At 57.5% G+C, this 23,509-nt stretch carries 20 protein-coding genes and 1 pseudogene; 4 read left to right on the forward strand and 17 right to left on the reverse strand.

Annotation, left to right across the window (positions count from 1 at the left end; genetic code table 11):
* The first annotated feature begins 109 nt into the window (after nucleotides 1-109).
* From AC13CY_RS10460 to AC13CY_RS10470, 3 genes are read left to right on the forward strand one after another with little or no spacing between them, the layout of a single operon-like run.
* Nucleotides 110-379 (forward strand): Trp family transcriptional regulator, encoded by a 270-nt coding sequence (locus AC13CY_RS10460; protein ID WP_062375105.1) that lies wholly within the window; start codon nucleotides 110-112, stop codon nucleotides 377-379.
* A complete protein-coding gene (locus tag AC13CY_RS10465; protein WP_062375106.1) occupies nucleotides 376-1,797 on the forward strand; it encodes an anthranilate synthase component I family protein in 1,422 nt (473 codons plus the stop codon). Before AC13CY_RS10460 ends, AC13CY_RS10465 begins: the two co-directional genes overlap by 4 nt.
* Complete coding sequence (locus AC13CY_RS10470; protein ID WP_054640824.1) at nucleotides 1,794-2,468, forward strand: anthranilate synthase component II; 675 nt, start codon at nucleotides 1,794-1,796, stop codon at nucleotides 2,466-2,468. The genes AC13CY_RS10465 and AC13CY_RS10470 overlap by 4 nt, the downstream gene beginning before the upstream one ends.
* Here AC13CY_RS10470 and AC13CY_RS10475 read toward each other — a convergent pair.
* The 8 genes and pseudogenes from AC13CY_RS10475 to cysM form a co-directional block, all read right to left on the reverse strand.
* Nucleotides 2,452-2,748, reverse strand: coding sequence for a DUF1294 domain-containing protein (locus AC13CY_RS10475; protein ID WP_228219151.1), 297 nt, complete (start codon nucleotides 2,746-2,748; stop codon nucleotides 2,452-2,454). The genes AC13CY_RS10470 and AC13CY_RS10475 overlap by 17 nt on opposite strands.
* Before the next feature lie 6 nt (nucleotides 2,749-2,754).
* Entirely contained in the window at nucleotides 2,755-3,831 is a 1,077-nt protein-coding gene (gene rluF, locus AC13CY_RS10480; RefSeq protein WP_062375108.1) for a 23S rRNA pseudouridine(2604) synthase RluF, read from the reverse strand.
* Between the two features lie 26 nt (nucleotides 3,832-3,857).
* A pseudogene (locus AC13CY_RS10485) lies at nucleotides 3,858-3,962 on the reverse strand (DUF924 family protein); the annotation flags it as partial.
* A gap of 169 nt (nucleotides 3,963-4,131) precedes the next feature.
* Nucleotides 4,132-6,780 carry a phosphoenolpyruvate carboxylase gene (gene ppc / locus AC13CY_RS10490; protein WP_172514566.1) on the reverse strand — a complete coding sequence of 883 codons (2,649 nt, stop codon included), beginning with the start codon at nucleotides 6,778-6,780 and terminating at the stop codon, nucleotides 4,132-4,134.
* Nucleotides 6,781-6,821: 41 nt separating this feature from the next.
* Nucleotides 6,822-7,649: a nucleoside triphosphate pyrophosphohydrolase gene (gene mazG / locus AC13CY_RS10495; protein ID WP_172514567.1), complete on the reverse strand. Its 828-nt coding sequence runs from the start codon at nucleotides 7,647-7,649 to the stop codon at nucleotides 6,822-6,824.
* Nucleotides 7,649-9,925, reverse strand: coding sequence for a GTP diphosphokinase (gene relA / locus AC13CY_RS10500; RefSeq protein WP_172514568.1), 2,277 nt, complete (start codon nucleotides 9,923-9,925; stop codon nucleotides 7,649-7,651). The genes mazG and relA overlap by 1 nt, the downstream gene beginning before the upstream one ends.
* Before the next feature lie 71 nt (nucleotides 9,926-9,996).
* A complete protein-coding gene (gene rlmD, locus AC13CY_RS10505; protein WP_172514569.1) occupies nucleotides 9,997-11,436 on the reverse strand; it encodes a 23S rRNA (uracil(1939)-C(5))-methyltransferase RlmD in 1,440 nt (479 codons plus the stop codon).
* Nucleotides 11,437-12,333 carry a cysteine synthase CysM gene (cysM, locus tag AC13CY_RS10510; RefSeq protein ID WP_172514570.1) on the reverse strand — a complete coding sequence of 299 codons (897 nt, stop codon included), beginning with the start codon at nucleotides 12,331-12,333 and terminating at the stop codon, nucleotides 11,437-11,439.
* A gap of 91 nt (nucleotides 12,334-12,424) precedes the next feature.
* On the opposite strand from cysM, the gene AC13CY_RS10515 reads away from it, so the two are divergent.
* The gene (locus tag AC13CY_RS10515) at nucleotides 12,425-15,115 is read left to right on the forward strand and encodes an ATP-binding protein (protein ID WP_044628371.1); all 2,691 of its coding nucleotides are present in this window, start codon (nucleotides 12,425-12,427) and stop codon (nucleotides 15,113-15,115) included.
* 22 nt (nucleotides 15,116-15,137) lie between these two features.
* Here AC13CY_RS10515 and acpS read toward each other — a convergent pair whose 3' ends face one another.
* The 9 genes from acpS to AC13CY_RS10560 form a co-directional block, all read right to left on the reverse strand.
* Complete coding sequence (acpS, locus tag AC13CY_RS10520; protein ID WP_044628401.1) at nucleotides 15,138-15,515, reverse strand: holo-ACP synthase; 378 nt, start codon at nucleotides 15,513-15,515, stop codon at nucleotides 15,138-15,140.
* Nucleotide 15,516: 1 nt separating this feature from the next.
* Nucleotides 15,517-16,338 (reverse strand): pyridoxine 5'-phosphate synthase, encoded by an 822-nt coding sequence (gene pdxJ, locus AC13CY_RS10525; RefSeq protein ID WP_044628372.1) that lies wholly within the window; start codon nucleotides 16,336-16,338, stop codon nucleotides 15,517-15,519.
* Between the two features lie 63 nt (nucleotides 16,339-16,401).
* Nucleotides 16,402-17,094, reverse strand: a complete 693-nt coding sequence (gene recO / locus AC13CY_RS10530) for a DNA repair protein RecO (RefSeq protein WP_074210493.1) — start codon at nucleotides 17,092-17,094, stop codon at nucleotides 16,402-16,404.
* Between the two features lie 8 nt (nucleotides 17,095-17,102).
* The gene (gene era, locus AC13CY_RS10535) at nucleotides 17,103-18,002 is read right to left on the reverse strand and encodes a GTPase Era (protein WP_044628374.1); all 900 of its coding nucleotides are present in this window, start codon (nucleotides 18,000-18,002) and stop codon (nucleotides 17,103-17,105) included.
* Nucleotides 17,999-18,691, reverse strand: a complete 693-nt coding sequence (rnc, locus tag AC13CY_RS10540) for a ribonuclease III (RefSeq protein WP_044628375.1) — start codon at nucleotides 18,689-18,691, stop codon at nucleotides 17,999-18,001. The genes era and rnc overlap by 4 nt, the downstream gene beginning before the upstream one ends.
* A gap of 64 nt (nucleotides 18,692-18,755) precedes the next feature.
* Complete coding sequence (lepB, locus tag AC13CY_RS10545) at nucleotides 18,756-19,559, reverse strand: signal peptidase I (protein ID WP_058578049.1); 804 nt, start codon at nucleotides 19,557-19,559, stop codon at nucleotides 18,756-18,758.
* A gap of 15 nt (nucleotides 19,560-19,574) precedes the next feature.
* Complete coding sequence (gene lepA / locus AC13CY_RS10550) at nucleotides 19,575-21,392, reverse strand: translation elongation factor 4 (RefSeq protein ID WP_044628377.1); 1,818 nt, start codon at nucleotides 21,390-21,392, stop codon at nucleotides 19,575-19,577.
* Nucleotides 21,393-21,580: 188 nt separating this feature from the next.
* Nucleotides 21,581-22,987, reverse strand: a complete 1,407-nt coding sequence (locus AC13CY_RS10555; protein WP_089674567.1) for a DegQ family serine endoprotease — start codon at nucleotides 22,985-22,987, stop codon at nucleotides 21,581-21,583.
* Nucleotides 22,988-23,053: 66 nt separating this feature from the next.
* Nucleotides 23,054-23,509, reverse strand: coding sequence for a SoxR reducing system RseC family protein (locus tag AC13CY_RS10560; RefSeq protein ID WP_044628379.1), 456 nt, complete (start codon nucleotides 23,507-23,509; stop codon nucleotides 23,054-23,056).

The following is a 23,509-nucleotide window of genomic DNA, read 5'->3' on the forward strand; positions in this document are numbered from 1 at the left end:
TTTTCGATGCTGCCAGCCGAGATGTCTCTTGACTCGGCGTTTATCCGTGTTAATGTACTATCGTACTAGTACATTAACACGGATTACATCGACCGCTGGTGACTCACTCATGCCCCTCTCTCCGTCACACTATCAGACTGAGCTGGTACGCCATCTGGTGGCCATCGAGACCCCCGAGGCCATGGACGCTGCGCTGGCAAGCCTTCTGACACCAGCAGAGTACCAAGAAATCAGCAAACGCCTACAGATTTTTAAGCTGCTGCGCGATGGCGTGCCCCACCGCAAAATTGCCGAAACCCTAGGCGTGGGTATTGCGACCGTGTCACGCGGATCACGCGCGCTGACGATGTTAGCCTCTTCACGGAATGATCACTTATGAGCACTACCGATACGGCCGCTGCGGCAGGCCCACAGCCGTTTACCCTGCCCCGCAAGCCCCACTACGTTACCCTGGCGGCGGACTGCGACTTCTTTGCCCTATTTCAAAAAATCGAGCGGCACTTCGATACCTGCTACATGCTGGAGTCGCTGGGCGAAGATAGCCACATGGCGCGCCACTCGATCATTGGTTTCGACCCCGAGTACACGCTCTACGCCAATGGCACCACGCTGACCATTGAAAACCGCGACGGCGATGCCAAGCATTACCAGAGCGACAATCCCTACGAGCTGCTGCGCAGCCTGATCCCGCAAAATATTATTTCACGCAAATACGCGGGCGGATTAAGCGGTTACCTGGGCTACGACGCCATGCAGTACTTCGAGCCGTCGCTGACGCTGAAAGCCAGCGACGACTTCGATACGTTCCGCTTTGGGCTGTATAAAGACGGCTTGATCCTCGACAAGATGACCGGGGAAGTCACCTACTTCTACTACGACAATAGCCGCTACGAGTTTCTGCAGACGCTGATCGACGCCGACGACGAACCCGCAGGCCCGCTGCACATTACAGCGCTGGGCGACACCATGAGCAAAGCCGAGCACGCCGAAGCGGTCGCCAAGGTGAAGCAGGACATCATCGACGGCAAAGTTTTTCAGTGCGAAGTGGGCTTTAAAAAGCGTTTTCGCATTCAGGGCGACACCCTGGCGCTTTACGAGCAGCTGCGTACCATCAACCCCTCGCCGCAGATGTACTACGTGAAGTTTGGCGAACAGAAGCTGATTGGCGCGAGCCCCGAGCTGCTGTTCCGCCTGCGCCAGGGCGAGATGGAGACGTTCCCGCTGGCAGGCACTACCCTGCGCGGCCAAACGCCCCAGGAAGATACCCAGCTTGCCCGCGCGCTGCTCAACGACCCCAAAGAGATCGCCGAGCACAATATGATTGTGGACCTGCACCGCAACGATATTGGCCGAGTGGCCCAGTTTGGCACGGTGAAAGTACGCAGCCTAATGGATATCAAGCGCTTCAGCCACGTTCAGCATATCTCTAGTGAGATCGTCGGAATCATTGCCGAAGGCGAAGACATGTTCACCGCGCTGGCCAGCAACTTCCCGGCGGGCACGCTAACCGGCGCACCTAAAATCGAAGCGATGAAAATCATCGATGACCTAGAAACCGATGGGCGCGGCCCCTACGGCGGCGCGGTGGGCCAGTTCTCTTTCAACGGCGACTGCACCTTTGCGATCCCGATCCGTACGGTGTTTGTCAACGGCGAGCGCGCCTACGTACAAACCTGCGGCGGCAACGTGTACGACAGCAACGCCGAGGATGAATACGAAGAGATTCGCCGCAAATTCGCCGGCACTCGCAAGGCCTTGGCCCCCTTTATGGATACGGAAACGGAGAGCCCCGCATGAAGGTGCTGATCATCGATAACTACGACTCCTTCACCTATAACCTTTACCAGTTTATTGGTGAGATTCTGACCACGGAGAAGAATCGCGGCGAGCTGCCTCATTTTGAGATCATGGTGAAGCGCAATAACCAGATTGATTTTAAAGCGATTGAAGCCATGGCGCCGGATCGCATTATTATCTCGCCTGGCCCAGGCTCGCCGGATGACCCGCGCTACTTTGGCGTATGTGCCGAGGTGATTGAGAAGCTGGGCAAAACCACGCCACTGCTGGGGGTTTGCTTAGGCATGCAAGGGATTGTGCATGTGTTTGGCGGCAAGGTGGTCAAAGCGCCGCTGCCAATGCACGGTAAAATCAGCCCCATTAATCACAATAACCAATCGGTATTCAACGGCGTGCCCGACCAGCTTGAAGTGATGCGCTACCACTCACTGATTGCCGATGCGGCGACACTTCCAGAGTGCCTAGAAGTGACCGCCACAGTAGGTGCACTCACCGCCGACAACTTTGCTGAGCGCGGCCGCTGGCAGGCAGCGGGTGAATTTGAGCTGATGGGCGTAAAGCACCGTGACTACCCAATTCACGGCATTCAGTTTCACCCGGAGTCGTTTGCCACCGAGGGCGGCAAAGAGCTCATCGCTAACTTCCTATTTGCCCCTAACGCAGTGGCATAACCGCGACAAGACCACCTAACACTGCAATATTGAGCAGCACCGTGGCCCAATAAACGCGTCGAAAGCTGGTTTTTTGGGTCTTGTGGCGCAGCTGCTGCTGCGCGCACCATGCCCCCGGCCAACCGCCTAGCAGCGCCAGCCAGTGCAGCGTTTTCTCACTCACCCGCTGGCGCTGTTTAATCGCGGCCCGCTTATCCCACGCATAGAGAACGTAGGTAATCACGCTGGCCGTCGCATACCACGCCAGTAGGTAACTCATATAAGTTGGCATCTCTGTCATGGAGAACTACTTGCGCCGGGAAGGCGGCTTACCGGAGGCAGCTTTACCCCCGCTGGGGCGTCCGCCCTTTATCGCGCCCTTACGCGCGCCCGGTTTGCCGCTAGAGTGGCTCCCGGGCCTCCCCTTTCCTTTAGTGGCCGGTCTTCCCGCTGACACTGCTCCTTTGCCGCCTGACTTACCAGCAGCGGCCCCTTTTGCCTTGGGATCCTTGCGGGCTTTGTTACCCGCGCCGGCACCTGAAGAGGCCCGTTTTGCTGCCGTCTTTTTATCCTGCGCGCTACTTCTACCGCCGCTGTAGTTGGGTCGGGCGATTTTTTTCTTCTCAGGTGCTTTCTTCTCAGATGTTTTCTTCTCAGGCGCTACATCTGAGGTTTCGGTGAGGGCAACAATGGTCTCGATCTCTTTGGGCGTCAGGTCACGCCAATCCCCCAGCGCCAGCCCTTTCAGCGAGACGTTCATGATGCGCGTACGTACCAGTTGCGTCACTTCGTAGCCAAAGTATTCGCACATACGGCGAATTTGGCGGTTGAGCCCCTGCACTAGCGTGATATTGAACACAAAGGTGGACTCTTTAACCACCTGACACTTTTTGGTCATCTGCCCAAGGATCGGCACGCCGCCCTGTATACCGGCAATAAACTCGTTGGTGATCGGTTTATCGACCGTCACCACGTACTCTTTTTCGTGGTTGTTGTTGGCGCGCAGGATTTTGTTGACCAAGTCGCCGTTGTTGGTGAGAAAGATCAACCCCTGGGAGTCTTTATCTAAGCGCCCAATGGGGAAAATACGCGTGCCGTGCTTCACAAACTCAACGATATTGTCTTTTTCTGCCGACTCCGTGGTGCTGACAATCCCCACCGGTTTGTTGAGCGCGATCAGTACTAAATCCTCCTCTTCCTGCGGCTCAATCTCCTGGCCGTTGACCTTTACCCGATCCCCCGCGACCACTTGGTCACCAGTGGTTGCCCGGCGGCCGTTGATCCACACATTGCCCTGCTCGACAAAGCGGTCCGCCTCCCGGCGGGAGCAGAGGCCGCTTTCGCTGATGTATTTATTGATACGGGTAGATTTTCGTAACGACATAAATCGCCATATAGCCTAAATAAACGTTAAAAAGAGGAGCCGGGCTGCTTGAGGAACTCGACCTCTTCCGGAGTCGAGGCTCTGCCCAAGACCGCATTGCGATGCGGGTAGCGCCCAAAGCGATCGATAATCTGTTGGTCGATTTGGGCATCTTTCTTAAACCACTGGGCTGGCGACAACTCCTGAAACCAGAATGCCAGCACGGCCTGAGCGTCTGTGGTCATGTTTCTGCCTCCAACACTGGACATAAAGAAAAGCGCCGCCACCCATCGGTAGCGGCGCTGGTGGGCTGTCTTCAGCTTAGCCGGTGTTACGCAGGCCAGCCGCAATACCCGCCATGGTGACCATTAACGCGCGGGAGAGATCTGGGCTAATCGCCCCATCAGCATCCCGGTTACGCTGCAAAAGCTCGGCTTGCAGGCCATGCAGCGGGTCGATGTAGGGGTTGCGCACGTCAATCGCCTGACGAATCAGTGGCGTGTTCTCCAGCAGTTTCTCCTGCTGCAGGATATCTAACACCACGTCTTCCAGACGCTCGAAGCGCTCACGGAGTTTTTTGCCCAGCGCTTTTAGCGACGGCTCGTCCACCAAGCGGTGCTCGTAGTAGGCGGCAATCGCCACGTCTGCTTTGGCTAGCAGCATCTCTAACATATCCAGGTAGGTGCCAAAGAAGGGCCACTGGGTGCGCATTTCTTGCAGCACTTCACGGCCGCCGGGCTGCTCCAGACGGCGGGAGAAGGCTTCGCCACTGCCAAGCCAAGCGGGCAGCATCAGGCGGATCTGCGTCCAGGCAAAAATCCAGGGGATCGCCCGCAGGGTTTCTACGCCACCATCCTGACGGCGCTTGGTGGGCCGCGAGCCTAGCGGCAGCCTACCCAGCGCGCCCTCCGGCGTCACCGCACGGAAATAGGGGACGAAGTCGGGATCTTCCCGTACAACACCCACGTAAGCCGCATGGGCCACCTTGGCCAGTTGATCCATCTCTTCGCGCCAGTGGGGTTCCGGCGCGGGCGGTGGCAATAGCGTGGCTTCCAGCACCGCACAGGCGTAGATCTCCATGGAACGCAGCGCGATATCCGGCTGGCCGAACTTAAAGCGAATCATCTCGCCCTGCTCGGTCACCCGCAGGCTGCCGTTCACGGAGCCAGGCGGCTGAGACAGAATCGCCGCGTGAGCCGGGCCGCCACCACGGCCAACGGTGCCGCCACGGCCGTGGAACAGCGTTAGGTCCACACCATGTTTCTCACACACGTTCACCAGCGCTTCCTGGGCGCGGTACTGTGCCCAAGCGGCGGCGAGCTGACCGGCATCTTTGGCGGAGTCGGAGTAGCCGATCATCACTTCTTGGCGGTCTTTCGTCAGGGCGCGGTAGCCCGGCAGCGCCAGCAGCTGATCAACCACATCCCCCGCGTGGTCCAGGTCGTTGAGGGTCTCGAACAGCGGCGCGATGGGCAGCGTTACTTGCCCACCCACTTCCTTCATCAACAGTGCCACGGTGAGCACATCAGAGGGCTCGGCGGCCATGGAGATAATGTAAGTACCCAGCGCTTCCGCGTGCTCCTGGGCGATCACCTTGAAGGTATCGATGACTTCCCGGGACTCTGCCGAACACTCCCAGCGGCGGGGAATCAGCGGGCGGCGAGACTCAAGCTCCGCCAGCAAAAACTCCTGACGCTGGGTTTCGCTCCACTCCTGGTAATGGCCTAGCCCCAGGGAGCTGGTGAGTTCTTCCATTACTTGGGCGTGGCGGCTGGCTTCCTGGCGAAGGTCGAGCTTGGTCAGCGTGACGCCGAACACGGCCACGCGGCGCAGGGTATCCAGCAGCGCACCGTTGGCAATGGTATCCAGCCCCACGTCGCACAGCGAGCGGTAGCAGGCCAGCAGCGGCGCGTAAATTTGGTCGCGGGTTTCAATAATCGGCCCGCCATCGTAGTTGCGGCCATCCAGCTGCGCTTTTGCCCAGTCGCGGGTGGCTTCCATTTTGGTTAGTAACCGTTTGAGCAGCTCCCGGTAGGGTTCCGCCACATCGCCCACTTCGGCTTTTAGGGCGCTGTTGGCTTTCCACATGGAGAGCTCGGTTTTGAGCTGTTCTAAATCGCGCAGATAGAGATCCGCTGCCATCCAGCGGCCTAGCAGCAGCACTTCCTGGGTGACTTTGGCGGTGACATTCGGGTTGCCGTCGCGGTCGCCACCCATCCAGGAGGCGTAGCGAATCGGCGCGGCATCCAGCGGCAGGCGCTCGCCCGCAGTGTCCAGCAGCAGGTTATCCAGGTCGCGGTGGAAATCCGGCACCGCCTGCCACAGCGAGTTCTCGATCACCGCAAAGCCCCACTTCGCCTCATCCACCGGCGTTGGGCGTTCGTGACGAATCTCGTCGGTATGCCACGCCTGACTAATCAGCTCTTCCAAGCGGCCTTGGGCGCGGGCGCCGCGTTCGGGGTAATCTTCCGAACTCTCAATCGCGGTCAAGCACTCATCAATGGCGTCGTACTTCTGAATCAGCGTGCGGCGGATAACTTCGGTGGGGTGGGCGGTCAATACCAGCTCGACGCGCATATTGGCTAGAGTTTCCACCAGTTTACGGGGCGAGTTACCGACCTGCTGAGCACGTGCTAACAACTCTCCTAGCGCTGGCTGCGAGCCGGGTTTGTAGTCCTCGACCCGGCGAAACCGCGCCCGATAGTGCTGCTCGGCAATGTTAGCCAGGTTCAAAAACTGGTTAAAGGCGCGGGTAACGGGTAAGAGGTCGCGCTCGGGAAGCTGGCGCAGGTACTCTATCAACTGGCGCTGCTGCAGTGAGTCGCCCTGGCGACCCCGCTTGGCATGGGCACGAATGGTTTCGATTTTATCGACAAACGACTGGCCTAAATCGTCGGCAATGGTTCTTCCCAGGCTATCGCCTAGGATACGCACGTTGTCGCGCAGGGATTCGTGTAAATCATGACTCATGGGCGTGGCCTCCTTGCGGGGTCGCGTTGATGATTTTGAAATTAGCGTTGTTCTTGGGCTTTAGCGGCTTGCCAGTGGCCTTCCATTTCGTCCAGCGAGGCCTCGCTTAGCGGGCGCTCTGCCTCGGCAAGCGCGCGTTCCACATAGCGAAAGCGGCGCTCAAATTTTGTATTGGTGTTACGCAGGCACTGTTCGGGGTCGGCCCCGAGGGTGCGGGCTAAATTGGTGACGGCAAACAGCAGGTCGCCGACCTCCTCCTGGGCGTGCTGACGATCCCCCGCCGCCAGCGCCTCTTCGACCTCCTCCAGTTCCTCGCGAATTTTGGCCAGTACGCCCTCGGCATTCGACCAATCAAAGCCTACGCGGGCGGCCCGCTTCGAGAGCTTGGCGGCGCGGCTTAACGCAGGCAGCGTTCGGGGCACATCGTCCAGCACCGAAGGAGGTTGCGTAGCACGCTTGGCGCGTTCGTCGGCTTTGAGCGCTTCCCAGCGGCTATTCACCTGCTGGGTCTTTACTTCATCGGCACTCACGCCGGTCGGGCGACGGGACGCCAGCGTTCCGTCTGGGAACACATGGGGATGACGGCGCAGCATCTTGGCGGTCAGCGTATCGACGATATCGTGAAAATCGAAGCGCTGCTCTTCTGCGCCAAATTGGGCGTAATAGACCACTTGAAAAAGCAGGTCGCCGAGCTCGCCGGGCAGTTCATCGAAGGCGCGACGCTCGATGGCGTCGGCCACTTCGTAAGCCTCTTCCAGGGTGTGGGGCACGATGCTGTCCCAATCCTGCTGGATATCCCACGGGCAGCCCTGCTCCCGGTCGCGCAATACGGCCATTAGGGTGAGCAAATCATCCAGGGTGTGGCGCATCAGGCCCCTCCTTTGCGGGCACTTTTTTCGGGGTCGGCATTACGCAGGCGGCGCACTTCGGTCACGTTGGGTAGCTGCTGGATGCGCGAGAACAGCCTGCCGAGAGATTCCAGACCGTCCACTTCCAGGGTAATCCTCAGGCGGGCAATGCCTTCGTCAGTGTCGGTTAAGGTATTCACCGCCAGCACGTTGACCTTCTCGTTGCCCAGCAAGCCCGTCACATCGCGTAGCAGGCCCGAGCGGTCCCAGGCTTGAATCTCGATGGTCACCGGGTAACGGGTGTGGGCCCGCTCGCCCCACTCCACCTCGATAATGCGCTGGGGCTCTTCCATGCGCAATTGGAGAATGTTGGGACAGTCCTGGCGATGAACGGTCACGCCGCGCCCTTGGGTAATAAAGCCGACAATCGGCTCGCCGGGTACCGGGCGGCAGCAGTTGGCCATGCTGGTTTTCAGGTTGCCCACGCCCAGCACGGTGATGTCGCTTTGGGTCGCCTTGCTGGGCTGGCGGCGGGGTTTGGCTAGCAGGCGATCGAGCTGCTCTTGGTCGTCGGTTTCACCAAACAGTTGCTGGGCCTGGTGCAGCACTTGACCAATTCGCAGGTCGCCCGCCCCCAGCGCCGCGTACATATCGTCGGCGTTTTGGTAGTTGACGGCTTTGGCGAGCTTAGCAAGGTCCAGCCCTTCCACATCCAGGCGGCGCATTTCACGCTCAAACAGCGTGCGCCCTTCGTCCAGGTTCTGGTCGCGGGCCTGATGCTTAAACCACGCCTGAATTTTTGCCCGGGCGCGGGAGGTGCGCACGTAACCTAAGCTGGGGTTGAGCCAGTCACGGCTGGGGCCGCCTTTGGTGGCAGTAAGAATCTCGATCTGCTGGCCGGTTTTGAGCTTGTAGGTCAGCGGTACGATACGGCCGTTAACCTTGGCTCCCCTGCAAAGGTGGCCAATTTCGGTATGCACCCGGTAAGCAAAATCGATCGGCGTGGCGATACGCGGCAGGTCGATGACGTGCCCATCGGGGGTAAAAACGTAGATGCGGTCTGGGGCGACATCGCTGGAGAGGCCTTCGCGCAGGTCGCCAAAGCCGCCCACTTCGTCCTGCCACTCCAATACTTGGCGCAGCCAGGCGATTTTCTCTTCGTAGCTGCGGCTCTTGGCGTTGGTATCGTGGCCTTTATAGCGCCAGTGGGCACACACCCCAAGCTCTGCCTCGTCGTGCATGGCAAAAGTGCGGATCTGAATCTCCAGCACCTTGTTTTCCGGCCCGAGTACCGCCGTATGCAGCGACTGGTAGCCGTTTTTCTTGGGGTTGGCAATGTAGTCGTCAAACTCGTTGGGAACGTGGTGCCAGCGGGAGTGGACAATCCCCAGTACGGTGTAGCAGTCGGTGACTTCCGGCACCAGAATACGCACGGCGCGTACATCGTGCACTTGCGAGAAGTCGATCCGTTTGCGTTTCATTTTGCGCCAGATGGAGTAGATGTGCTTGGCTCGACCACTCACGTCGTAACGGTGAATGTGTTGCGCTTCCATCAGGCTTTTGAGGGTTTCGACGACGTCGTGAATATAGCGGTCGCGATCAAGGCGCTTCTCCGCCAATAGCTTGGCGATGGCCTTGTACTCATCCTCGTGCAGGTAGCGAAACGAGAGGTCTTCTAGCTCCCAATTGATCTGGCCAATGCCCAGGCGGTGGGCCAGCGGTGCGTAGATATCCGCTACTTCCCTGGCGACCTGTAAGCATTTCTCACGGGGAGCGTCTTTGACTTGGCGCAGCGCACAGGTGCGCTCGGCAATTTTGATCAGGGCAACGCGCACGTCGCCCACCATATTCACCAGCATTTTGCGCAGGTTTTCCTGCTGGTTGTGCTGGCTCATGCCATGGTTGGGTGCCAACGGGTAGCTAATGGCGGCCATTTGCAGAACGCCATCGATGAGCTTGGCGACTTCATCCCCAAAGCGTTTGGTCACCGCCTCCAGGCTCAGCAGCCCTTCCCGCACGGCGCGGTAAAGCACGGCCGCCTCTAGCGCTGGCTGGTCGAGCTTCAGGTCGGCGAGGATGTCCGCCATCTCAAGCCCCATGCGGAAGCTGGAGCCGGGCGACAGCCACACGCGATGGGTTCGAGGCGCTTCCCGATCTAACTGCTCGGCAAGCTCGCAGGCTTCCTGCAAACGCTCGGGTTCACGTAGGCGCACATCTTCTTGAAGGCGCGTTAACCATTGTTGTATGTCCACCTTTCCGCTTTCTGTTAGCGGCTGGTCTTCACGCACTTTCACCATGACTATGACTCTTCCTTTCAGGGTGGCAGCGTTACCTACCGCTACCACCAAGGCTCGCTGCAAAGGGCAAACTAGCCCGCGTATTCAAACAGCATTAACGTTTCCATGTGGGCAGTGTGCAGAAACATATCCGCTACTGCGACTTGCTTAACACGATATCCCGCATGCACAAGGTGTGCCGCATCCCGGGCTAGCGTGGCCGGGTCGCAGGAAACATAGGCCACCTTGGGTATCCGGTGGCGGCCAACCGCTTGGCAGATAGCTTCCGCCCCGCTGCGTGGGGGATCTAATACCAACGCATCCACCGAACGCTCGCGAAGCAGTGTTTTTACCGCTATTGCATCGTTTAGATCTGCCTGTTGAACGCTCACATTGAGCTGGTTCAGCGCTGCGTTAGTGCCAAGGCGCTCTACCATGGCGGTGTTACCTTCTACCGCGTGCACGCTGGCGCCTGCAGCGGCCAGAGGAAGGCTGAAGTTCCCCATCCCGGCAAACAGGTCGAGTAGCTGCATCCCAGGTGCTGGCGTTAACCATGCTACCACCTGAGACACCATCTTTTGATTGACCTCGGCATTTACCTGTAAAAAATCACCTGGCGCAAACTGCAGCACCAACTCAGACTCAGCGCTTTCTTGGTGGGGCGACACACCAAGCGCACTCAGCGAAAAGCGCTCTTCCAGCGCAGGCTCTGCACCATGCCAGTGCAAGGACGGTGACTCACGCCCTAACCATGCGCCTAATCTCACTTGGTGCTGGTCAGCAAACCCTTGCCAGCGCTGCCAATCCTGCGGCTGCTCTTTTAACTGCCTGACCAGCACCACCGTAGCCTGGGGCGTCGCCAGCAGTTCAATATGCCCTACCGCGCGGGGTGCATCCAGTTCAGTAAGCAGTTGCTTTAGTGGGGCTATCAGTGCTTGAAGGGCAGGTACCAATACATGGCAGTGGTCGATATCCACCAGCCGGTGGCTGTTGGCGGCACGAAAACCTAGCCGAACACTTCCCTGAGCGTCGACTTTAACACCTAGCCGCGCCCGTCGGCGGTAACCTTCCTGGTGCCCAGAAATCGCCGCCACCTCGCCAAGCGGTATGCCTTGGCGCGCCATTAATTCGCTAACGACTTCACGCTTGTGGGCGCGCTGGGCATCCACCGCCAGATGCTGCAAATCACACCCGCCGCAGTGTCCGAAGTGGCTGCAAGGCGGCGTCACCCGCTGGGGCGAGGTAGTCATCAGCGCTTTCACATGCGCTTCATCAAAGCGCTTGCGGGTGATGTGCACCGCCACCTCAACCTGTTCGCCCGGTAGCGCTTGGTCGACAAACACGGTTTTACCCGCCGGGTTATGGCTAACGCCACGGCCATCGTGGGCTAACCGTTCAATCACCAGCGGCGCCGAGAAGTCGCTAGTGGTAGCCGCACTCTTGGCCGCCTTGCCGTTGCCGCTTGGCTGGCGCGCCAGCCCGGAGTGGCCGGAGGCGGGACGCGGCGGCCGCCGCTTACCCAACATAGCCATCTATACCTCCGGGGCAAATAAGCCCGTGGAGAGGTAGCGGTCACCACGGTCACAGACAATAAACACGATGACCGCATTTTCGGTTTGTTCAGCAATGCGCAGCGCACCCGCCAGGCTTCCGCCAGATGAAACGCCTGCCAGAATGCCCTCTTCTCGGGCCAGGCGGCGCATATGCGTTTCCGCTTCTTGCTGGCCGATATCCAGGGTGACATCTACACGCGGCGCTTCGAAAATCGCCGGCAGATACTCTTTGGGCCAACGGCGAATACCGGGGATACTCGCCCCGTCAGCGGGCTGCAGGCCTACGATCTGAATGGCGTCGTTCTGCTCTTTAAGATAGCGCGATACGCCCATAATGGTACCGGTGGTACCCATGGAGCTGACAAAGTGGGTGACTTCGCCACCCGTTTGCCGCCATATTTCCGGGCCGGTGGTGCGGTAGTGGGCCAGCGGGTTATCCGGATTGGCAAACTGGTTGAGCGGCTTGCCTTCACCCCGGGCAATCATGGCATCTGCGATATCGCGGGCCTCTTCCATGCCGCCTTCTTTACTGGCCGTAATCAGCTTAGCGCCGTAGGCCGCCATGGCCTGCTTGCGCTCGGCGGAAGCATTTTCCGGCATAATCAGGGTCATGTTGTACCCTTTTAGAGCCGCCGCCATAGCAAGCGCAATGCCGGTATTGCCGGAAGTCGCCTCAATTAACGTATCCCCTGGGGAAATTTCCCCACGAGCTTCCGCTTCACTCAGCATAGAGAGCGCGGGACGATCTTTCACCGAGCCCGCGGGGTTATTGCCTTCGAGTTTGGCAAGCAGCGTATTGTTCTTCCCAGCGGTAATTCGCTTCAAGCGAACCAAGGGCGTATTGCCGACCACATCTTCAAGCGTGGGATAATTCATCGAACATTCCTTATCGTAACCGTTATGCTGCATTATATCGGTGCTGCCTGTGACTGGACAGGCAACCTACTAGATTCAACGAGCTTCTTTCATGTCATTAAACACGCGCCTGCTGTTTGCTCTGCTTGGTTTCCCACTGTTGGTCTACGCCGTTATGGCAATATTGCTTGTTATCCAGAGCGACCTGGGAGGACGCGACGAGCTTAAAGAGCGCTTAATCAGCGCTGGTGAGTTGATGGCTCCCAGCTTAGGCGATGCCATGGCCGACGGGGATTTACAGCGCCTTGAAAAGCTCGCTAGGCAGCTGTTGGAGCATCGCGGGCTGCGAGCCGTGACGCTGTTTGATGAACAGGGCAACCGTCTGCTGGTGCTAGGTAGCTCTATGCCACCGCCTAGACTGGATGCGCCAATGGCAACGGCCATCACCATGGAAGAGGACGCCTGGCGGCTGCGGGTGCCGCTGGGCAGCAGCGACACCCTGCGCATGACGAACGGGTGGTTAGAGGCTGAGATGGATACCCGCACCCTAACGCTTGAGCGCTATAAGCTTATTGCAAGCCTGAGCCTTGGCGGTATGTTGCTGGGGTTACTGCTATTTTTAATCGCATTTGCCATTAGCCGCTATGCTACCCGTCCAATCGAAGAGGCTAACCAGGCACTTTATCGCCTGTCGCGTGGCGACTACAGCTTGCTAATATCATCGGCCAAGCCCACCGAGCTAAAGCAGCTGGCCGATCATATCAACCGTTTAGCCGAACATTTCCAGCAGGCCCAGCGGGATATGCAGAGCCAGATTGAGCAGGCCACCAGTGAGCTGCAGGAGTCGATGGAAACCATCGAAGAGCAGAATATCAAGCTAGACCTTGCTCACCGCAGCGCGCTGCGCGCCAATGCTGTTAAATCCGAATTTCTGGCCAATATGAGCCACGAGATCCGCACACCGCTCAACGGCATTATTGGTTTTTGCCGCTTGCTGGGCCGTTCATCCCTCGACACCCGGCAAGAAGAGTGGCTGGAGCACGTTCGCCGCGCCTGCGATAACCTACTGATGCTGGTGAATGATGTCTTGGACTTCTCCAAACTGGAAGCCGACCGGCTGACTCTGGAAGAGGTCGATGTCGATATTGTTGCCCTGGTTGACGAAATTATTGGCTTGCACGCCCCTGAAGCACAGCGCAAGCAGCTGCACTTGGTCGCCATGGTATATGACGATGTGCCGACTCCCTTATGCGGCGACCCGTTACGCATTCATCAAGTGTTGAACAATCTGCTAGGCAACGCACTAAAATTTACCAACGAAGGCGAGATCATCATTCGCGTTATGCTGGATAGCCAAGAGGGTCAGCATGTCATACTGCATATTAGCGTGAGCGATACCGGCATTGGTTTAAGCGATGAGCACCAGCAGCAGCTCTTTAGCGCGTTCTCACAAGCCGAACCGAGTCACTCTCGCCAGTTCGGCGGCAGCGGTTTAGGGCTGACCATTTGCCGCCAGCTTATTCAGCGGATGGGTGGGGAGATTACGGTAGAAAGCGAACTGGGTAAGGGGTCGACTTTCTCATTTACCCTGCCTCTTCTGGCACACCAGGCGGCTGAGCGCCCGCCGGAGCTGACGCTAGATAACCCCACTATTCGCCTTCACGAAACGCACCCACCCACTCGCCATGTGCTAGAGCATTTACTAGTACGCTGGGGCGCGCGCCCAGTCTCGTTTATTAATGCCGGCAATGAATCGCTGCTGATGCTATGTCTGGCGCAGAGTGACTTTGAAGGTGATCGCAAAGCGTACTGGCAGTCCGTGATTGCGCAAACTCCCTGCCCGGTCATTATTCTGGCGAATACTACTAGCTTTGACCTACCCACGTGGGAATTTCCCTACGGCGGCGAAATGCTGTGCAAACCGTTTACTCGGACGCAGCTTGTGACCACCCTGCGTCAGTTGCTGCAACTGCAACCACTCCCCCTTGCCAGTGAAGCAGTCAGCAAACCGCCGCTTGCCCCTCGCCTAACAATTTTGATTGTCGACGATAACTCGTCAAACCGTGAACTGTTAAAAGCGATGCTGGAGAGCGATACGCTACACATTGTGCTAGCAGAAAGCGGCCAAGAAGCACTGGAGTTTGCGCGCCACCAAATTGCCGATATGGTATTGATGGATATCCGCATGCCGGGGATGGACGGCATACAGGCCACACAAGCGCTGCGGCGTATCAATAATAGCTGGGCGCGCTGCCCTATTATTGCCGTGACGGCCCATGTACTGAGCACTGAACGACAGCAGTGGCTGGCCGAAGGGCTGGATGATGTGCTGATCAAACCCATCGACGATGCCCAGCTACAACAGCTGTTGCAGCGCTTTTTAGGAATTGCACCACGAAAAGCAGCCCCTACTGAAGCAGCTTCCACTCGTCAGTCACAGGTTCCCACCGCTCCCCCTAGCTCGCTGCCAGCGGTCGATTTGATGCTAGGTGCACGCTTGGCAGGAGGCAGGGAGACCTTAGCCAAGCAGCAACTGGTACGGCTCATTGACAGCCTGCCGGAGAGCGAGCAGCAGATACGCGACGCCTTTCAGGCAGGCGATCTAACGGCACTACTGGACTGGGTGCATGGACTAAACGGAGCCAGCCGCTACTGCGGCGCACCAGAACTAGCCCTGCTGGTGGAAACCCTAGAAACGCGCCTGCGTACCAGTGGCCTACGCCATGTAGAGGCACTGCTTGACGAGCTATACGCCGCCATGACGCGCCTTAGCCAAGAGCGCGACTCACTGGTGAGCCGATAACTGCCCAGTATGAGGCATATTATCAGCTCTCTAAAATAACAAAGGCGACGGCGTAGTCGGCTTCATCACTCAGCGTAATATGCGCGGCGGTCGCCCCGCTGGCGGTGAACCGCCGCTGCGCTTCACCGCTCAGTTTAAGGCTGGGCTTCCCCAGGGCATCATTGAGTACCTGAATATCGCCCCACTGCATCCCCTGGCGAAGCCCAAGGCCCAGGGCTTTCACAAAAGCCTCTTTCGCCGCAAAGCGCTTGGCAAGATAGGCGACTGCTTGTCCCTTCTCCTGCCACACCGCCTGTTCGTCGGGCCCTAAGATACGCTGAGCAAAGCGCGGGCCGTGACGCGTCACGGCCTGGCGAAAACGCTCAACTCGGGCAATGTCCGAGCCAATTCCCACAATCATGTTAATGGCCGCAGCAGTGGTGACTGTCGCCGTGATCGTGGTCATGTTCGTGCTCGTGGGCATCAAGCGCAGCCATTAAGCCCGCTTCTTGCCCGGCAATGATTAGTCGTTTCATCTCTTGCACGGCTTCTTTCAAGCCGACAAACAGCGCACGGGCAATGATCGCGTGGCCAATGTTCAGTTCATTAACACCGGGTAGCGCCGCAATGGCTTCCACATTGTGGTAGTGCAACCCGTGACCAGCATTGACCACCAAGCCCAGAGATACGGCGTGTACCGCCGCCGCGCTGAGGCGGTCATACTCGGCGTTGGCCTCGGCACTCCCCGGTTTTGCCTCTGCATAGGCTCCGGTGTGTAACTCGATGGTAGGCGCGCCTGCGCGCTTGGCCGCATCAATTTGTGCTTCATCCGGGTCGATAAACAGCGATACATCGCAGCCAATCGCAGCGAGACGCTGGCAAGCACTGGCGATATGATCGAAACCGCCGACGATATCCAACCCGCCCTCGGTGGTCAGCTCTTCGCGCTTCTCGGGCACCAAGCACACATGGGCCGGGCGCACTTCTTCTGCCAGCGCCAGCATCTCTTCGGTGACCGCCATTTCAAGATTCATGCGCGTATTGAGCACCTCCGCCAGCAGGCGCACGTCACGAGGCTGAATATGGCGGCGGTCTTCGCGTAGGTGGACGGTAATCCCATCGGCTCCAGCTTCTTCCGCCAACAGCGCTGCCTGAACCGGATCAGGGTAACGAGTGCCACGGGCCTGACGCAGCGTGGCAATATGGTCGATGTTAACGCCGAGTAATATCCGTGGGGGATGCATAGCGGGTCTCCAATCAATAAGCAGCGATAGGTCGTTATCGCGATCAATAGTAACGGTGGTTCACTAACGATGACGGCGGCGGGCTAAATCTAGCATCAGCTCGCGAGAACGTAATGCCGTTGGGCCAAGATGGGGGGCCAACGCTGCCCGCATGACCGCTTTCAGAGCGCTCGCTAAGCCCGTAGGCTGCCAGTCGCCTTGCTCTATGTAGCGTAAGGTGCGACCTTCAATACCCTGTTCCGCTGCCACAAAAGCACGGCTGTCAGCATCAAAGCGATAGCGTTGGTGCGGGTCCAGCGCTCCGCCTTCAAGGGTACAAAAACGCGGCGTGGCCTCAAGCACCTCCAATAGCGCCCACTCATAGCGTCTAAGCGCCAAGCCCCTCTCCGCAGGTACCGGCAGCGCATCTAGCAAAGCACTATAAAAAGCAAAGACATCGGTGGCGGCCAGTTCAAGCGGGAGTAAGCGAGTAGCAATTTCATTGGCGTAGAGACCACACAGCAGGCCTTCGCCTGCCAGCAGCGCGGTGTGACCTCGCGATTCCATCAACGTTAACCGTTTTAACTCTCGCTCTCCCCGCCATGACACAAATAGCGGGGTGAACGGCTGCAGCCGCTGGCGAGATTTAGAACCGGGCCGCTGGCCGCCGTGGGCAACCGCCCGGATGCGGCCATGGTTGAGCGTTAATAAGTCGACCAGCGCGCTGGTTTCACGATATGCCCGACGGTGCAGCAGAAACGCAGGCTCGGCGGTCATGGCGGTGCTCAATCGAGATCGTAACCCAGGCTCTTCAGTGCCCGCTCGTCATCCGACCAGCCGCGCTTCACCTTCACCCACATATTCAGCATGACCTTAGTACCCAGCGCACGCTCCATATCCAGGCGCGCTTCACGGCCAATACTCTTGATCCGGTCGCCGTTCTCGCCGATCAAAATCACTTTCTGACCTTGGCGCTCCACCAAAATCAGCGCACTGATGTGCGTGACGCGCTCGGTCTCGCGGAACTCTTCGATCTCGACCGTCATCTGGTAAGGCAGTTCGTCACCTAGCTGGCGCATGACTTTCTCACGCACCAGTTCGGCCGCCATAAAGCGCAGGCTCTTGTCGGTGATTTGATCTTCTGGGAAGAAGTGGATGCTCTCCGGCAAGTGCTTGGCGACTTCCTCCTCCAGGGTCTCTACCTGAGTGCCGTGCTTGGCGGAGATGGGCACAACGGCAGCAAACTCACGGCGTGCGCCTACCTCGGCCAGCCAAGGCAGCAGGTCGGCTTTATCCTGGAGACGATCGACCTTATTGACCGCTAGAATTACCGGCGCTTTCACATGCTCTAAACGCTTTAATACGGACTGGTCTTCGTCGGTCCAGCGAGTGCGGTCGATGATGAACACCACGCAGTCCACATCGCGAAGCGCCTGGGTCGCCGCCTGGTTCATGAAGCGGTTGATGGCCTTGTTGCGATCTTTGGACATGATATGCATGCCCGGCGTGTCGACGTAGATAAACTGCGTCTCTTCAACGGTTTTAATGCCCATCACTTGGTGGCGGGTGGTTTGTGGCCGCCGCGAGGTAATCGAAATTTTCTGCCCCAGAATCCGGTTCATGAGGGTTGATTTGCCTACGTTGGGACGGCCAACGATGGCCACGAATCCGCAGGTTTGGCTCATGATTTGTCTCCAGGGGGTTGTTCGAGATAGGACAGTGCTTCTTCCGCAGCCTGCTGTTCAGCGTGGCGGCGGCTGGGGCCTTTACCAGTGGTATGCTCGCTTAGTAGCTCGATGTAGCACTCCACGGTAAAGGTCTGGGCATGCGCCTCTCCCTTTACAGAGACCACTTCATAGCGCGGCAGCGCCGCTTGGCGCGACTGCAAAAACTCTTGTAAGCGTGTTTTGGGGTCTTTTTGGGTATCTTGCAGCGAAATATTTTCTAGACGCTCGGCATACCACGCCAGCACGCGCTCGCGTACCGCATCCATACCGGCATCCAGGTAAATCGCGCCTATCACGGCTTCCACGGCGTCTGCGAGAATTGACTCGCGGCGGTGGCCGCCACTCTTCATCTCACCGGAGCCTAAACGTAAACACTCACCGAACGCCATTTCCCGCGCCAGTTCGGCGAGGGTTTGGCCTTTTACCAAGCGGGCACGCAGGCGGGAAAGCTGTCCTTCCCGCGCCTGGGGAAAGCGCTGAAACAACGCTTCGGCAATCACGAAATTGACGATAGAGTCACCTAGAAATTCCAGGCGCTCATTGTTACGACCACCGTAGCTGCGATGGGTCATGGCCAGTTCCAAAAGCGTTGGGTCGCCAAAGGTATGGCCGATTCGTCGGCAAAAAGCGGTTAAGGAATTACTCACAGTGCTCCTACGTCATTGACGTTAACTAAGATAACCACACTAACGGTTTGTAAATTATGCTGCTTCATTCAATACGCCGTACGCTGGTGAAGCTGGGCAGGCCGCCATCCCAGTGCATCCAAACAGCAAACGCGCGGCCCACAATGTTATCTTCGGGCACAAAGCCCCAGTAGCGGCTGTCATTGGAATGGTCGCGGTTATCCCCCATAGTGAAGTAGTGGCCTTCAGGCACGACGACTTCGCTCATTTGCGGGCCTGGGTCACGGGGGTTGTTATAAATAAAGTGGCTGACTTCGCCTAACTGCTCTTCCAGCAGTAGCTGTTGGGGAGAGAGCTCCGGGCCCTCTTCAATCAGTACTTTGGTAACCGGCTCGCCGTTGATATAGAGCTGCTTGCCCTCATAGCGAATACGGTCGCCGGGCAGGCCCACCACGCGCTTAATAAAGTTCACCGATGGTTCTTCGGGGAAGCGGAACACCATCACATCGCCCCGCTCAGGGTCGTCTACCTCCAAAAAGCGGTTATGGACAACAGGCAGCCGAAGCCCATAGGCAAATTTATTCACTAGAATAAAGTCACCGATTTCCAGGGTAGGCTTCATGGAACCAGAGGGAATCTGAAACGGCTCTACGATAAAGCTACGCACCACCAACACGACGAGTAGCACCGGAAAAAACGAACGCGCGTAATCGACTGGCCACGGTTCTTTTAGGAGCTTTTCCCGAGTTGGCGCATCCAGGCCTTCCATGGTGGCCGTTTCAGCTTTGGCCACACGCTCACGGCGCTTTGGCCGAAGCACCAGCACATCCAGCAGATAAATGGCTCCAGAGAGTGCAACGGCGAGTACCAGTAATAGTGAAAAATCCATGTGGGGTTCGTATCCCTAGTCGTTTACCTTGAGCACAGCAAGGAAGGCATCTTGGGGAATTTCAACACGCCCCACCTGTTTCATCCGTTTCTTACCGGCTTTCTGTTTCTCTAGCAGCTTTTTCTTACGGCTGACGTCGCCGCCGTAACACTTAGCCGTGACGTTTTTACGTAGAGCCTTCACCGTAGAACGAGCAACCACCTGACCACCAATCGCTGCCTGAATCGCTACGTCAAACATCTGACGCGGAATCAGCTCTTTCATCTTTTCCACCAGCAAACGGCCGCGGGAGTGAGCATGGTCGCGGTGGATAATGACCGCCAGGGCGTCGACTTTATCACCGTTAATCAATACATCGAGACGCACCAGTTTCGCCGCTTCAAAGCGCTCGAAGTTGTACTCTAGCGAGGCATAACCGCGAGAGATGGATTTTAAACGGTCAAAGAAGTCCATGACCACTTCCGACATGGGCAGCTCATAGGTCAGCTGAATCTGGTTACCTAAAAACTGCATGTCCAACTGGGTGCCACGACGCTGCTCGCACTCGGCGATGACGTTACCTACAAACTCCTGAGGTACCAGAATGCTGGCACGCACGATGGGCTCGCGCATCTGCTCTACATCGGCCATATCAGGCAGCTTGGAGGGGTTGGAGACGTACTGGATGTCGCCGTTCTTCATGGCGAGTTCATAGACAACCGTTGGCGCGGTGGTCAGCAGATCCAGATCGTACTCACGCTCCAAGCGCTCTTGGATGATCTCCATATGCAGCGTGCCGAGGAAGCCTACGCGGAAACCAAAGCCCAGTGCATCGGAGTTTTCCGGCTCGTACTCAAGAGAAGCATCGTTAAGGGCGAGTTTTTCCAGGGCATCGCGGAAATCTTCATAATCGTCCGCACTCACTGGGAACATACCAGCGTAAACCTGCGGCTTCACTTTCTGGAAACCTGGCAGACGCGGCACGTCTGGGGTCTTGGTGTGGGTGATGGTATCGCCCACGGGTGCCCCATGAATCTCTTTGATACCGGCCACGATAAAGCCGACTTCACCGGCACGGAGGATATTGGTCTCTTTGCGCAGCGGGGTAAAAATACCCACTTCCGTGGCGTTCCAGTCGCGACCAGTCGACTTGATGCGAATTTTGTCGCCCTTACGCAGCGTGCCGTCAAACAGGCGCACCAGCGAGACAACGCCCAGGTAGTTATCGAACCAGGAGTCGACAATCAGCGCTTGGAGAGGTGCATCGGGGTCACCCTTGGGCGGCGGAATATCGCGCACTAGGCGCTCTAGCAGCGCGTCAATGCCGATACCGCTTTTCGCTGATACCTGGCAGGCATCGGTCGCATCTAAGCCGATAATCTCCTCTACTTCCTGGGCGACCCGGTCGGGGTCGGCCTGGGGCAGATCGATTTTGTTGAGTACCGGCAGGACTTCCAGCCCTTGCTCAATAGCGGTATAGCAGTTGGCCACCGATTGCGCTTCGACCCCTTGGGCGGCATCAACCACCAGCAGCGCCCCTTCACAGGCGTACAGCGAGCGCGAGACTTCATAGGAGAAATCAACGTGCCCTGGGGTATCGATAAAGTTGAGCTGGTAGACCTGTCCATCGGCAGCGGTATAGTCCAGCGTTACCGACTGCGCCTTAATAGTAATGCCCCGCTCACGCTCGATATCCATGGAGTCGAGCACTTGCTCCTTCAGCTCACGTTCCGTCAAACCGCCACAGGTTTGAATCAGACGATCAGAGAGCGTCGATTTACCGTGGTCGATATGCGCGATGATGGAGAAATTGCGAATATGCTTGAGCTTTCCGCTGGAAACGTCATGAGACATCGAGTGTGTTCTGCCTTATTGGTACGCAAGCGTGGGGGTGCGGCGCTAGGCCGAAGGGCAAAAAATCGAGGACCGCACCACTGCATTGCCAAAGTTCGTCAAAAGATAAGTGCTATTGTAGCGATATGCGGGGGATAGGAACAGCAGTCCGGCGAGAACCGCCGGACTGGAGTAAAGACAAGGAGGGGTTATTCGAGTCTTAATGCCACAAACAACGAACGACCATCACGGTATAGCCGCACAGGAATAGCACGGTCATTGGGCAGCTCTTCTACAATGCGCATTAGCTCGTCTGCCGACGCCACGCTGCGGTGATCAATACTCACCAGAATATCGCCAGCGCGCAGGCCCGCCTGGGCAGCCACACTATTAGGCTCTACCTGACTGACTACAACGCCGCCATTGATGTTCAGCCGCTCCCGCATTGCTTGATCCACTTCAGCAACTGCGACACCTAGGCGTACTTGGCTATCGCTATTGGCTGCCGATGTTGCTTCGTTCATATCGGGCCAGCTGCCCAGCTCTACCGTTTCTGAGACTTGCTCGCCATCACGCATTAGCGTTAGTTCGACATCATTGCCAGGTGCTACACGACCAATTAAGCGAGGCAGCGTGCTTGAACGGTCAACCTCTTCGCCATTCACTTCGATAATGACATCTCCCGCTTGCAGGCCACCCTGGGCCGCAGGGCCTTCTGGATCAAGGTCGGCGATCAGTGCGCCAATGGCTTTGCTCATGCCAAAAGACTCAGCCAGATCTTGAGATACCGGCTGGATCATGACACCCAGCCAACCACGATTAACGTGGCCATCTTCACGAAGCTGATCGGCGACATCCATAGCAACGTTAATCGGAATAGCGAACGAAAGCCCCATAAAGCCACCGCTGCGGGTAAAGATCTGCGAGTTAATACCCACGACCTCCCCCTGTAAATTAAACAGCGGTCCACCGGAGTTGCCAGGGTTAATCGCTACATCGGTTTGAATAAACGGTACGTAGGCATCACGGGGTAGCGTGCGGTTAATCGCGCTAACGATGCCTGCCGTCACCGAGTGATCAAACCCAAACGGTGAACCAATGGCAGCGACCCACTCGCCTACTTTCAGTTCGTCAGAGTCGCCAAGATTAAGCACTGGCAGATTGTTAGCATCAATTTTCAGGAGTGCCACATCAGTTTGAGTATCGCTACCGATCAGCTCAGCCGACAATTCGCGCCGGTCGTTCAAGCGCACCAGGATTTCGTCGGCATCCTGCACCACATGGGCGTTTGTCATGACATAGCCATCAGCGCTGATAATAAAGCCAGAGCCTAACGATTGGCGCTCCTCACTGCCTCCCCCGCTACTGCCTGGGGGTGTCGGAAAACTATCGCCAAAGAAGTGACGGAAGATTTCAGGGATTTCCTGGCCGCCAAACCCTTGAATGGCCGGGCTACGCTGAACCGTTCGACTGGTGGAGATATTCACAACGCCCGGTGCAGCATCTTCCACCAATTCGGTGAAATCGGGCAGCGTTTGCGCATAGGCGTTCTGGCCTATAAAAAACATCGCGACTAAGCATAGCCATAGTGTCGAGGGAAGAACCAAGCGCTTCATGCAACAGCTCCTAGTAAAGCAGATACGAAACGAAGGGAGTGCAACTCTTAGCGAGCTACGGAACAACTAACTGACCAAGCGCGGCCGGAAGCGTTCCATCCGCCCACGCATTAGATATTTAAGGACAATAACACCGCATATCAATGCACTAAAGAAAAGCGCTGCGCTTAACCATTCATTAATGCCTAGCAGCGAGGCGCCTCCAGAGACTAACAACGCCGCCAAGAGTGGCAACGCGTAAACCAGAAGCGCTAAATAGCTGATATCGTGTTTAGGTAGTGCAATGGTAACTTGGCTACCAAGAGGGTAAGCAGACGCACCGCTAGCGACGCGCGCCTTAGGATACACAGTGATGTGCTGCTGTTGGCGCCGCGCTAACAGCCCCATACCACAACCACGCCCTTCAGCACACTGCTGGCAGGCAGCGTTAAGCGACACATCAACGGTCAATCCATCACCCGTATAGCCAACGACGATACCCGTTCTTAAAAGCGATGCGCAGGCGGCATAAGGGGTAGACAT

Source organism: Vreelandella sp. L-15, assembly GCF_056857635.1.

Coding starts and splice junctions, on each gene's coding strand:
- pdxJ (WP_044628372.1), bottom strand. CDS start 16,338: ATGCATCCCCCACGGATATTACTCGGCGTTAACATCGACCATATTGCC.
- AC13CY_RS10555 (WP_089674567.1), bottom strand. CDS start 22,987: ATGAAGCGCTTGGTTCTTCCCTCGACACTATGGCTATGCTTAGTCGCG.
- rluF (WP_062375108.1), bottom strand. CDS start 3,831: ATGTCGTTACGAAAATCTACCCGTATCAATAAATACATCAGCGAAAGC.
- relA (WP_172514568.1), bottom strand. CDS start 9,925: ATGGTGAAAGTGCGTGAAGACCAGCCGCTAACAGAAAGCGGAAAGGTG.
- ppc (WP_172514566.1), bottom strand. CDS start 6,780: ATGAGTCATGATTTACACGAATCCCTGCGCGACAACGTGCGTATCCTA.
- AC13CY_RS10560 (WP_044628379.1), bottom strand. CDS start 23,509: ATGTCTACCCCTTATGCCGCCTGCGCATCGCTTTTAAGAACGGGTATC.
- AC13CY_RS10475 (WP_228219151.1), bottom strand. CDS start 2,748: ATGACAGAGATGCCAACTTATATGAGTTACCTACTGGCGTGGTATGCG.
- AC13CY_RS10515 (WP_044628371.1), top strand. CDS start 12,425: ATGTCATTAAACACGCGCCTGCTGTTTGCTCTGCTTGGTTTCCCACTG.
- AC13CY_RS10470 (WP_054640824.1), top strand. CDS start 1,794: ATGAAGGTGCTGATCATCGATAACTACGACTCCTTCACCTATAACCTT.
- era (WP_044628374.1), bottom strand. CDS start 18,002: ATGAGCCAAACCTGCGGATTCGTGGCCATCGTTGGCCGTCCCAACGTA.
- recO (WP_074210493.1), bottom strand. CDS start 17,094: ATGACCGCCGAGCCTGCGTTTCTGCTGCACCGTCGGGCATATCGTGAA.
- acpS (WP_044628401.1), bottom strand. CDS start 15,515: ATGATTGTGGGAATTGGCTCGGACATTGCCCGAGTTGAGCGTTTTCGC.
- rlmD (WP_172514569.1), bottom strand. CDS start 11,436: ATGGCTATGTTGGGTAAGCGGCGGCCGCCGCGTCCCGCCTCCGGCCAC.
- cysM (WP_172514570.1), bottom strand. CDS start 12,333: ATGAATTATCCCACGCTTGAAGATGTGGTCGGCAATACGCCCTTGGTT.
- lepB (WP_058578049.1), bottom strand. CDS start 19,559: ATGGATTTTTCACTATTACTGGTACTCGCCGTTGCACTCTCTGGAGCC.
- lepA (WP_044628377.1), bottom strand. CDS start 21,392: ATGTCTCATGACGTTTCCAGCGGAAAGCTCAAGCATATTCGCAATTTC.
- AC13CY_RS10465 (WP_062375106.1), top strand. CDS start 376: ATGAGCACTACCGATACGGCCGCTGCGGCAGGCCCACAGCCGTTTACC.
- AC13CY_RS10460 (WP_062375105.1), top strand. CDS start 110: ATGCCCCTCTCTCCGTCACACTATCAGACTGAGCTGGTACGCCATCTG.
- mazG (WP_172514567.1), bottom strand. CDS start 7,649: ATGCGCCACACCCTGGATGATTTGCTCACCCTAATGGCCGTATTGCGC.